Genomic DNA, 9,902 nt, shown 5'->3' with positions numbered 1-9,902 from the left:
GTAGATACGGTGTCACCCTCGGATTCGCTGGAAAGTGCGCTTGCCGAAAGCTCAGCGGACAGCGAAGCCGCAGCGATCGGCAGTGATGTGTCCGGAATCGAGATGCTCGATCTCGATTGGGCAGATGCGCCAGCGCCGCCCAGTGCTCCGGAAGCCGAGAAAAAGCTTGAACATGCCCCACCGCCGGATATCGGTTCGGCCTTCGCATGGAGCCTGGAAGATATCGATGGCGACGCCGAGGAATCACCGGCCGAAAAGGCACCGGCCGCGCCGCAGGATTTTGGAATCGAAAAAATCAGCGCGTCCGAGTATCTCGCCCCGGACGGCGAAGTTGACCCATCAGGGGAAATGGACAAAGCTGATCTTTCCCTGGAATTGATCCCTCTCGATGAAGCTGTAGCACCTGCGGTTGCGAACAGTTCAGCGGAAGCGAGCGAGGGACGCGAGAGCTGGCTAGACACCAGCAACAAGGTTGCAGTCAGTCGCGTCTGGGTGCTCGGTGCCTCGATAGGAGGGCCGGAGGCCGTACGCGAGTTCCTCGCCGAATTGCCGGCGAAGTGTCCAGCCCTGTTTCTTCTGGCCCAGCACATGGGCGCGGAATTCATGGAAATCATGGCTCAGCAGCTGGCGCGCTCGACGACTCTTACGGTTCGAACGCCCACCCATGGCGAGCGGGTTAGTCATGGCGATATCGTTGTCGTCCCAACTACGCACCGCTTGCGCGTGGATCGCGAAGGCGTAGTGACGCTCGAGGCGCTGGGCGACACGAACCTGCCGAACACACCATCGATTGATCAGGTCTTGCAGGATGTCGCCGACCGCTTCGGGTCCAAGGCCGGGTTCATCGTGTTCTCGGGCATGGCCGAAGACGCAGCCGAAGGCAGTCGCTATCTGGCTGGAATCGGAGGCAAGGTATTCGCCCAGGATCCAGAGACCTGCGTCATCAGTTCGATGGTTGACGGCGTGATTGAAACAGGCGTCGTCAGCTTTACCGGTTCCCCCAAGGCACTTGCCGGCAAATTGCTCGGCGAGTTGAAATCCTGATGCAAAATCCGAGGAAGTCATGATGGTCGAACTGCCCCGCGAAATCCGTGGCGTCATGATTCCGGTTACCGGTGGGCGCGTGCTGTTGCCCAACGCGACGGTCGCCGAAGTGATTACCTACACGGCCCCTGAAGCGATCGAAGGTGCGCCCGCCTGGTTGCTGGGCCGACTTGGCTGGCGGGGCTGGCGCCTGCCACTGTTTTCGTTGCCGATGCTGGCTGGTCACGCGAGTGAGGAAGACACGCGCAATGCGCGGGTAACCGTGTTGAAGGGGCTCGGGGGCAGCTCCAAGATGCCGTTCATCGCGATGCTGGCCCAGGGCTTCCCGCGCCTCACCACGATTACTTCCGAACTCCTGATCACGACAGGAGACAACAACGAACTTGGATCCGGCGTGCACTCTGAAGTGCTGGTTCGCGATGATCACGCGGTCATCCCGGATCTCGGCGCGATCGAGCGGCTCATTTCCGAAGCACTTGCTGCCTGAAGCCCTGCCCAGGTTCAACGCCGGGTCAAATGTCGCCGTGAATTGCCTGTAGTGCGGTAATCGCCGCGAGGCCGGCTGTTTCGGTGCGCAGGATGCGTGGTCCCAGGCGCAGGCCAATGAAGTCGGTCTGATCGAGCATGGACAGATCCTGTTCGGACAGACCGCCCTCCGGACCCACGACCAGCGTCGCCATGTCGAAATGCGGGAGACTCCGGGGCGTGATTTCACCACGGGGATCAAGCGCGAGGCGCAGCCCGGCGCTTGAATCCAGTTGCGCAGCCCACGCCGCCAATCTCTGTGGCGCCTCAAGCGCAGGCAGGCACACCCGGCCACTCTGTTCACAGGCGCCAGCGATGACTGCATGCCAGTGCGCAAGCCTTCGCTCGGTGCGTTCGGCGTCGAGCTTGACCTCGGTGCGCCCGGTGATCAATGGCACGATGCGCGTTACCCCGAGTTCAGTGGCTTTTTGCAGGATCAGATCCATCTTCTCGCCACGCGCAACGCCCTGGGCCAGGGTCAGATGAAGAGGGCTTTCACGACCGGTCGCCTCTTGTTCAGCGAGGATCATGGCACTGACAGACCGTTTTGCGATTTCACTGATTTCGGCGCGGAATTCACGAGTATTGCCATTGAACAGGACGATCGGGTGCCCGCGTTCAAGACGGAGCACGCGAGCCAAGTGTTCGCCGGCCTGTGCGGGCAATTTTATCTCCGCGCCTATATTCAACTCTTCGAACACACAGATTCTCGGGATGCGCATGGGTCTTCTCCTTGGCGCCATTATTCATCAATGCGCGTGCTGATTGCGCAGGAGGCTTGAACGGGGGCGTTTAGCACTACAGGGTTGAGCTGACCAACTCGTCGTCCCGAGTGTGATTCGCCGGGATGCAGCAGCAAGGAAGTTGCGAAGCTTTCAGTCGCCTTCGGGGAGTGAAAGTGTTTTTGGAATTCCGTGCATGCAACAGAATGCTGACAACGTTGGATCAATGACGAATCTTTCGTCGGCTGGTCGCAGTGGGTGACGCGTTCAAATCCCGGATCAACGAACGGCGCGTTCGATGCCCTCAATCGCTACATCGACCATCAAGTCGATTTCTTCGTTGGTGATGCAGTAGGGCGGCATGAAATAGACGACATTGCCGAGCGGGCGCAGGATCATGCCGCGTTCCAGGCCGTGCAAGTAGACGCGAAGTCCACGTCGTTCGCTGGCCGGGAACGGTTCTCGGGTCGTCTTGTCGTTGACCAGCTCTACAGCCGCGATCATGCCGGTCTGGCGTACGTCAGCGACGTTCGGGTGGTCGGCAAGTCCGGCCAGTCGCTCGCGCAGTCGGGTAGCGAGCAGACGATTGCGCTCAAGCACAGGTTCGTCACGAAAAATGCCAAGGGTTTCCAGGGCTGCTCGGCAGGCCAGGGCATTGCCGGTGTAGCTGTGCGAGTGCAGGAAGGCCTTTCCTTCGGCGTACTCCGCATAGAAGGCTTCGTGGACGCGCTCGGTCGTGAGAACCGCAGAGAGTGGCAAGGTGCCGCCGGTGAGACCCTTGGACAAACACATGAAGTCGGGCGTGATCGAAGCCTGTCCGCAGGCGAACATGGTTCCCGTACGGCCGAATCCGACTGCTATTTCATCCGCGATCAGGTGTACGTCGAACTCATCACAAAGGGCGCGCAACCCGACCACATAGTCTGGTGCATGCATGCGCATCCCGGCGGCACATTGCACCAGAGGTTCGATGATGATTGCAGCGACCTCGTGCGCATGCTTTTCGAGCAGGCGTCGCATGCCGACGAGTGCCGCTTCCGCGTGCTGCTCGGCTGATTCACCCGGCTCGCGAAAGTAGGCATCCGGTGATGGTGCCAGCACAGGTTCGAACAACAGCGGCGCGTATGTATTGCGATAGAGTTCAACGTCGGTGACAGAGAGGGCTCCGATCGTCTCGCCGTGGTAGCCACCGGCAAGAGCGATGAATCGCTTGCGGCCAGGTTGGCCTTCGTTGCGCCAGTAGTGGAAGCTCATCTTCAGGGCCGCCTCGACTGCGCTCGAGCCATTGTCGGCATAGAACACCCGGGACAACCCGGGTGGCGACACACGCACAAGTTCTTCGGCGAGGGCGACTGCAGGCTCGTGGGTCATGCCCGCAAGCATGACGTGATCCAGCCGGTCGAGCTGATCCTTGAGCCCAGCCACGATGCGCGGATGCCGGTGTCCAAACACATTGGTCCACCACGAGCTGACCACGTCCAGATAGCGGGATCCATCATCCGCGTGCAGCCAGGCCCCTTCGGCGCGCTCGATGGCGATCATGGGCACGAACTCGTGATCGCGCATTTGCGTGCAGGGATGCCAGACAACGGCAAGGTCACGCGCCGACAGGGTCGGCCTCGAGGGAGGAGGGGAGTTCAACATGGCTTTGCTATGATCAACGCCCGGTACCTCCTCGCACAAGCAGACGCTCATGCAAGACCTGAACAGATTCATTTTCGAGCCAACCAATTCAAATGAGCTTTCCTGCCACCGCGGCCTACACTCGCGCAACCTTCAGGATCGGCCACAATCGAGTCAAGGGTGGCCCGCGGATTGCAAAAACCGTTTCAGTGAGCGAGTGCATGTCGCCGCGTTGGAACAGGAGCAAGAGCGAATTCTGACTGGTTCGCGGTTTCTTGGTGGTCGAGGGCCAATCCCCGCGGTTGCTGGCTTTACCCTCATCGAAATCCTCGTTGTGGTCGTCATCCTCGGAATTCTCGCCGCGATTGTCGTGCCGCGAGTCATGGAACGTCCGGCTGAGGCCAGGATCACGCGCGTCAAACAGGATCTGCAAGGCGTGATGACCGCACTCAATCTGTACAAGCTCGACAACTTCAGCTACCCGAGCAGCGCGCAGGGGATGCAGGCGCTGGTGGCCAAGCCGACCGGGCAGCCCGATGCGCCCAACTGGAAGGGGCCGTATCTCGATCGCATGCCGAAAGATCCATGGAACCAGCCGTATCAGTATCAGCAACCAGGCCAGCACGGAGACGTGGATATCTACAGCTATGGCTCGGATGGCCGGCCCGGTGGGGAAGGTGATGCAGCGGATATCGGCAACTGGAGCGACTGATGCAACGCTGCCATTCGCAGCGAGTGATGATGGCAGCATGAACCCAAAGAGCTGCCTCGCATTCAGGTCTCAGGAGCCGACTCCACCGAGAACACGGGTTCTCCGCAGCGGCAGGCCCGCTGCCACTGCAGCATTCAGCTTGATCGAAATACTGGTGGTATTGGTCATAGTCTCGGTGCTCGCCCTGGCAGTATCGATCAGCATTGCTTCGGCCGGCGGCGAACGCCAACTGACTCGCGAAGCCGAGCGACTGCAGGCACTCATGGAGCACGCCTGCCGGCAGGCAGAATTGGGTGGGCGAGAAATCGGCCTGCGCGTCGGTGCACAGGGCTACGCGTTTGCCATGCTCGGATTCCAGGGATGGGTGCTTGCCGAGCGCAAGGACGAGTTGCGACCGCATGACTGGGTTGCCGGCCTTCGACTCGAACTGTTGCGCGATGGTCGTCCGGTAGATCTGTCCGACAACGCTACCGGGTCGCCACAACTGGTCTGTTTCAGTTCCGGCGAGCTCACGCCCTTCCTGTTGCGCATGGAACTGGGTGATGTCGGCATGCGCTACGAGCTTCGTGGCGAAGTACAAGGGAAGATCGCACTCAAGCGCGTGGAAATCCGGCCATGATGACTGTGCTGCCAGATCAGCGTCGATTCAAGCGTGGCTTCACCTTGCTCGAAGTCCTGATCGCGCTGGTTGTGGTTTCCCTCGCCTTGCTGGCGCTGACCCGGACAGCGGGCGGTCAGGTCAGCGGATTCGACAGCCTGCGCGAACGTACCCTTGCGGGTTGGGTTGCAGCGAACGTGTTGAGCGAGACACGTCTGGCAACGCCGTTGCCTCCCACTGGTACACGCGATGGTCGCGCGCGTTTCGCCAATCGAGACTGGCGCTGGCGGATGGAAATCAAGGCGACTGAAGATCGCGACATGCGCCGGATCGATATCCAGGTGTATCTCGAAGATGCGAAGGAACCGAGCGCCAGTCTGAGCGGCTTCGGCAGCGAGCAGCCGAAGCCATGACGTACTCTGCCCGCACGAACAACGTATCCAGTCGCGGCTTCTCCTTGATCGAGATCCTCGTCGCGCTTGTCGTGTTCGCCGCGATGTCAGCGATTGCATGGGGCGCCTTGAGTCAAGTCGCAAGGACGCACAGTGTGCTTTCCAGCGAGCAGGATCGATTCGCCGCGATCGTGCGCACCATGGGAGATCTCGAACGCGATCTTCGCCAGGCGATCTCACGACCACTGCGCGGCAACTATGGCGAGACAGTACCGGCCTTGCTGGGCAACGCCGATCGTGTCGAGCTCAGTCGGCTGGGATTCGCCAATCCGCGTTCGGAACCGCGCAGCAACATCGAGCGCGTGTTGTATGCAGTCAATGAAGGGACCCTGAGGCGCGGTCGCTATGGGGTGCTCGACAGGGCCGCCGGTTCGGTGCCCCAATGGAGTGATCAGCTCGCCGACATTGGCAACTTGAGATTCCGCTATCTGGGTGCAGGTGGCGACTGGAACGACCAGTGGCCGCCGCAGGATGCATCTCCAGGCGAATTGCCGCGTGCTGTCGAGTTTCGCATCACGCTGGAGGAATGGGGTGAGTTGCGCAGGGTCATCGCCTTGCCCTCCAGCATTCCCCCGGAAGGAGTGGGTGCAACTGGCAGTACCGGACAGCCGGCGCCCGTCATCATGCCAGGTGCGCTACCCGTCAATGCCGGAGGCGGAATATGAGGGGGCCGCGCAATCAGCGTGGCGTTGCCCTGCTGATCGCATTGCTGGCCGTGGCGCTGGCCGTGATCCTGATCGCTTCCTTGCTGGACCGTGGCGAACTTGCGTACGCGCGAACGCGCAATGTGTTGCGCGGCGAACAGGCTCTGGCCTATGCGGAAGGACTGGAGGCCTATGCCTCCCAGATCCTGATGCGTGATCTGGCCGAGAGCCCCTCGCTGGACAGCAACAACGAGGCCTGGGCATTTCCTTTGCCCGCGCAAGAAGTACCCGGCGGGCACATGACTGCCTCCATGCGTGATCTCAACGGTTGCCTCAACCTCAACAATCTCACCCTGACCGACCAGCCCGTATGGCGCGAACGCCTCGAGAATTTGCTGGTTGCCCTGGAGCTCGATCCCTCGCTTGCCGGTGCCATTGTCGACTGGATCGATGGCGACACCCATATCGACGACGAAGGCGGGGCAGAGGACAACGCCTACCTGGCCCAGGCCATCCCTTATCGCACGGGTAATCGGGTGTTCGCGCACATTTCGGAGTTGCGTCTGGTGCGTGGTATCAGTGGTGCGGTCTATGCGAGATTGTCTCCGGAAGTCTGCGCGCTACCGCCGGGAACGTCGATCAACCTGAATACCGCTTCGATCGCCGTGCTGATGAGTCTCGATTCGCGCATCACCGCAGCGCTCGCCGAACGTATCCATCAGGATGGCCAGGCGCGCTGGACCGATCTGGACAACGCACTGAACGAAGCGGCGCAGCAAAACGTGCAGCTCTCCCCGTCGCAGCGTGCGGGTCTGGGCGTTACCAGCAGCTATTTCCTCGCTCGAGGTGAAATCATGCTTGATGATGTGCCGTTCGCATTCTCGAGCATGCTCGAACGCGTCACCGGCACGGCTCGCGGTGGCGTGCATGTGCTGCAGCGCGGGCGTGGCGAAGACGATGCAGCCCGTTCGCTCCTCGATGAGCGCGGCAACCTGCGAGCAGTGCCATGAGTGATCGTCTGATCATCGAGCGCTGGGGTGAAAACAGTGCGCCATGGATCCGCGCGGTGCGCGAGGGTCGCATCGAAAGCCGTGCTCTCGTCACAGACACGGCAATCATCGAGACCATCATGCAGCGCGATCCGGCCACTGTGCTCGACATCGGATGCGGCGAAGGTTGGTTGGCGCGCGCCCTGACCGCACGCGGAGTGGATGTGCTCGGCATCGACGTCATCCCGTCCCTGGTGGAGAGCGCGCGTGCCGCTGGCGGAGGTCGCTTCGCGAAAATCAGCCAGGAAGAGTTTGCAGATGGCGCCGTCAGCGAGTGCTTTGATGTTTGCGTTTGCAATTTTTCACTGTTCGGCGACGAAGTGGTCCGGCGCCTGATGGCCCGCATGTCCGTCAGCCTCAAGCCGGGGGGTGCCTTCATCGCGCAGACCATGCACCCCTGCGCCAGCGGGGGTGGTGTCGACTATCGTGATGGCTGGCGAGAAGGAACGTGGGCCGGAATCGACGTGGAATTCTCGGATCCGGCACCCTGGTATTTTCGTACCTTGCAAGCTTGGGTGAGCCTGTGCGGCGATACAGGCCTGCGAATTGTCGCGTTGCAGGAAACGATCCATCCCGAAACACGGCAACTGCTCTCGCTGATTATCGTGGGTGAGCCCGAACGGGCATCGACCCACCCGAATTCAGCATCCTGATGCTCCTTTCCAGCGTGAGCGCCTTCTCGCGATGGCAATCGGGGAGGTGACGCCCCGTTGTGCGTCGCCCACCGACTTCACTCGACCCTCCCGGATTGCCCGAGTCAGGCCCCGCTCAGCCCCCGTTTACTTCATTCCAGGCCGCTGAAATCTCCTTGACAGCCCACCAAGGGCGGCATAAGGTGGGTTTCGGTGGTTTTTAGTGGTGTTTGGTGGTCATGTTTCAGGGCGAAACTGCAGTCACGCTGGACGACAAGGGTCGGGTATCCATTCCCGCGACCCATCGTGAGGCCGTGGCCAAGCTCAGCGGAAATCGCCTGGTCGTGACCTACAACCCCTTCGAACATGGCTGTTTGTGGCTGTTTCCTGAAAAGGAATGGGAACAGGTGCGCGATGAGGTCAATGCCTTGAGCAAGGCCAAAACCGTGCATCGGAACCTGCAGATGAAGCTGGTTGGTGCGGCGGCCCATCTGGAGCCCGATGGCAATGGCCGCGTGCTGCTGCCGGCGAGCCAGCGTGGCGCAGCGGGCATCGAGAAGAAAGCGGTATTGCTTGGCATGGGCAACAAGTTGGAGCTTTGGAGCGAACAGGCGCATTTGGCCAAGATTCGCGAAACGATATCCGAGGAGCAGATCACGGAGGACATGCTCGATCTCAAATTCTGATGCGGCCGAAAGGGACGGAGCCATGACGGAAGCGAAGTACAGGCATGCGCCGGTCATGCTGGATGAGGTGATCGAGGCGCTGCAGATCCAGCCTGATGGTCGTTATCTCGACGGCACATTTGGTCGCGGAGGACACGCCAGGCAGATTCTTGCGCGGCTGGGCAAAGACGGAGCCTTGTTGCTGATGGATCGCGATCCTGAAGCCATCGCAGAAGCGCAAGGCGAGTTCGCGGATGACGAACGGGTTCGAATCCGACATTCGAATTTCAGCGAGATGAGTGATTGGCAGGATGCCGAAAAGGAATTGGACGGGGTGTTTCTCGATCTGGGCGTGTCATCGCCGCAGCTCGATGACGCCAGTCGTGGATTCAGCTTCCAGGCGGAAGGTCCGCTGGACATGCGTATGGATCCCGGCACAGGTCGCAGCGCCGCCGAATGGCTGGCCGCAGCGGACGAGGCCGAGATTGCCGATGTGTTGTGGCGCTATGGAGAGGAACGTCTGAGCAGAAGGATTGCCAAGGTCATTGTCGAACGGCGCCAGGAGCAGCCGTTGCAGACGACGGCGCAATTGGCGGCTCTGGTAGCGAAGACCATAGGACATCGGGAGCGCAACAAGCACCCGGCGACGCGGACATTCCAGGCCTTGCGCATTCACGTCAATGACGAACTGGGTGCGCTGGAAACCGGACTGGATGCAGCGCTGGAAAGACTCAAGCCTGGTGGCCGCCTCGTCGTCATCAGTTTTCATTCGCTGGAGGATCGTGTGGTCAAGCGCTTCATGCGTGGACAGGTATTGCAGCCGAATCGGCGCAACCTGCCTCCGCCGGAAGTGCAGCCAGCGGCCATGCGGGCCCTGGGCAAGCATTTTGCGAGCCCGGCCGAACTGGCCGTCAATCCACGTTCGCGCAGCGCAGTGCTTCGCGTCGCGGAGAAAAGTTCATGAGCCTGCGCGTGCTGGCCATGTTGATACTGATCGTTGCTGTTATCGGCAGCGCGGTCGGCGTGGTTTACGGAAGGCATGAGAGTCGCCGCCAGTTTGTCGAGCTGAACAGGCTCACGAATGAGCGCGACAACATCAATTTCGAGTTTGGGAGACTGCAATTGGAGCAGGCGACCTGGGCCGAGAACAATCGAATAGAACAGATCGCACGTGGTCGTCTCGGCATGGTATCGCCGAGCGCCGCGGAGATGGTCGTCACAAAACGTTGATCCGGC

Annotated in this window: 13 protein-coding genes; 11 read left to right on the top strand and 2 right to left on the bottom strand. The window is 60.8% G+C overall.

The features are described from left to right. On the top strand, positions 1–1,044 hold a 1,044-nt coding region (locus WBP53_RS17060; RefSeq protein ID WP_423930948.1), incomplete at its 5' end, for a chemotaxis protein CheB. Between the two features lie 22 nt (positions 1,045–1,066). Continuing rightward, positions 1,067–1,531: a chemotaxis protein CheW gene (locus WBP53_RS17055; RefSeq protein ID WP_423930947.1), complete on the top strand. Its 465-nt coding sequence runs from the start codon at positions 1,067–1,069 to the stop codon at positions 1,529–1,531. 25 nt (positions 1,532–1,556) lie between these two features. Here the strand turns inward: WBP53_RS17055 and WBP53_RS17050 are convergent, their stop codons facing one another. Further along, entirely contained in the window at positions 1,557–2,291 is a 735-nt protein-coding gene (locus WBP53_RS17050) for a 16S rRNA (uracil(1498)-N(3))-methyltransferase (RefSeq protein ID WP_423930946.1), read from the bottom strand. Between the two features lie 279 nt (positions 2,292–2,570). After that, complete coding sequence (locus WBP53_RS17045) at positions 2,571–3,935, bottom strand: adenosylmethionine--8-amino-7-oxononanoate transaminase (RefSeq protein ID WP_423930945.1); 1,365 nt, start codon at positions 3,933–3,935, stop codon at positions 2,571–2,573. A 211-nt stretch (positions 3,936–4,146) separates the two neighbouring features. Between WBP53_RS17045 and gspG the strand changes: the two genes are divergently transcribed. The 9 genes from gspG (at position 4,147) to ftsL (ending at position 9,896) form a co-directional block, all read left to right on the top strand. Continuing rightward, positions 4,147–4,626 (top strand): type II secretion system major pseudopilin GspG, encoded by a 480-nt coding sequence (gene gspG, locus WBP53_RS17040; RefSeq protein ID WP_423930949.1) that lies wholly within the window; start codon positions 4,147–4,149, stop codon positions 4,624–4,626. Further along, on the top strand, positions 4,562–5,245 hold the full coding sequence (locus tag WBP53_RS17035) for a prepilin-type N-terminal cleavage/methylation domain-containing protein (protein WP_423930944.1): 684 nt from the start codon (positions 4,562–4,564) through the stop codon (positions 5,243–5,245). The genes gspG and WBP53_RS17035 overlap by 65 nt, the downstream gene beginning before the upstream one ends. After that, positions 5,242–5,637: a type II secretion system minor pseudopilin GspI gene (gene gspI, locus WBP53_RS17030; RefSeq protein ID WP_423930943.1), complete on the top strand. Its 396-nt coding sequence runs from the start codon at positions 5,242–5,244 to the stop codon at positions 5,635–5,637. The genes WBP53_RS17035 and gspI overlap by 4 nt, the downstream gene beginning before the upstream one ends. Beyond that, complete coding sequence (gspJ, locus tag WBP53_RS17025; protein WP_423930942.1) at positions 5,634–6,341, top strand: type II secretion system minor pseudopilin GspJ; 708 nt, start codon at positions 5,634–5,636, stop codon at positions 6,339–6,341. The genes gspI and gspJ overlap by 4 nt, the downstream gene beginning before the upstream one ends. After that, the gene (gspK, locus tag WBP53_RS17020; protein WP_423930941.1) at positions 6,338–7,330 is read left to right on the top strand and encodes a type II secretion system minor pseudopilin GspK; all 993 of its coding nucleotides are present in this window, start codon (positions 6,338–6,340) and stop codon (positions 7,328–7,330) included. The genes gspJ and gspK overlap by 4 nt, the downstream gene beginning before the upstream one ends. Beyond that, on the top strand, positions 7,327–8,022 hold the full coding sequence (locus WBP53_RS17015; protein ID WP_423930940.1) for a class I SAM-dependent methyltransferase: 696 nt from the start codon (positions 7,327–7,329) through the stop codon (positions 8,020–8,022). Before gspK ends, WBP53_RS17015 begins: the two co-directional genes overlap by 4 nt. Before the next feature lie 218 nt (positions 8,023–8,240). Then, positions 8,241–8,687, top strand: coding sequence for a division/cell wall cluster transcriptional repressor MraZ (gene mraZ, locus WBP53_RS17010; protein ID WP_423930939.1), 447 nt, complete (start codon positions 8,241–8,243; stop codon positions 8,685–8,687). Between the two features lie 22 nt (positions 8,688–8,709). Then, entirely contained in the window at positions 8,710–9,630 is a 921-nt protein-coding gene (gene rsmH / locus WBP53_RS17005) for a 16S rRNA (cytosine(1402)-N(4))-methyltransferase RsmH (RefSeq protein ID WP_423930938.1), read from the top strand. Continuing rightward, entirely contained in the window at positions 9,627–9,896 is a 270-nt protein-coding gene (gene ftsL, locus WBP53_RS17000) for a cell division protein FtsL (RefSeq protein WP_423930937.1), read from the top strand. Before rsmH ends, ftsL begins: the two co-directional genes overlap by 4 nt. Positions 9,897–9,902: the final 6 nt, after the last annotated feature.

It is taken from the genome of Dokdonella sp. (assembly GCF_049593775.1).
Taxonomy (GTDB): domain Bacteria; phylum Pseudomonadota; class Gammaproteobacteria; order Xanthomonadales; family Rhodanobacteraceae; genus Dokdonella.
The sequence above is the reverse complement of the archived record's forward strand: the minus strand, read 5'-3'. Positions and strand labels throughout refer to the sequence as shown.

Excerpts from the sequence above, each read along its gene's own strand:
- WBP53_RS17055 (WP_423930947.1), top strand. The coding sequence starts at position 1,067 with ATGGTCGAACTGCCCCGCGAAATCCGTGGCGTCATGATTCCGGTTACC.
- WBP53_RS17050 (WP_423930946.1), bottom strand. The coding sequence starts at position 2,291 with ATGCGCATCCCGAGAATCTGTGTGTTCGAAGAGTTGAATATAGGCGCG.
- WBP53_RS17045 (WP_423930945.1), bottom strand. The coding sequence starts at position 3,935 with ATGTTGAACTCCCCTCCTCCCTCGAGGCCGACCCTGTCGGCGCGTGAC.
- WBP53_RS17035 (WP_423930944.1), top strand. The coding sequence starts at position 4,562 with ATGGCTCGGATGGCCGGCCCGGTGGGGAAGGTGATGCAGCGGATATCG.
- gspI (WP_423930943.1), top strand. The coding sequence starts at position 5,242 with ATGATGACTGTGCTGCCAGATCAGCGTCGATTCAAGCGTGGCTTCACC.
- gspJ (WP_423930942.1), top strand. The coding sequence starts at position 5,634 with ATGACGTACTCTGCCCGCACGAACAACGTATCCAGTCGCGGCTTCTCC.
- gspK (WP_423930941.1), top strand. The coding sequence starts at position 6,338 with ATGAGGGGGCCGCGCAATCAGCGTGGCGTTGCCCTGCTGATCGCATTG.
- WBP53_RS17015 (WP_423930940.1), top strand. The coding sequence starts at position 7,327 with ATGAGTGATCGTCTGATCATCGAGCGCTGGGGTGAAAACAGTGCGCCA.
- mraZ (WP_423930939.1), top strand. The coding sequence starts at position 8,241 with ATGTTTCAGGGCGAAACTGCAGTCACGCTGGACGACAAGGGTCGGGTA.
- rsmH (WP_423930938.1), top strand. The coding sequence starts at position 8,710 with ATGACGGAAGCGAAGTACAGGCATGCGCCGGTCATGCTGGATGAGGTG.
- ftsL (WP_423930937.1), top strand. The coding sequence starts at position 9,627 with ATGAGCCTGCGCGTGCTGGCCATGTTGATACTGATCGTTGCTGTTATC.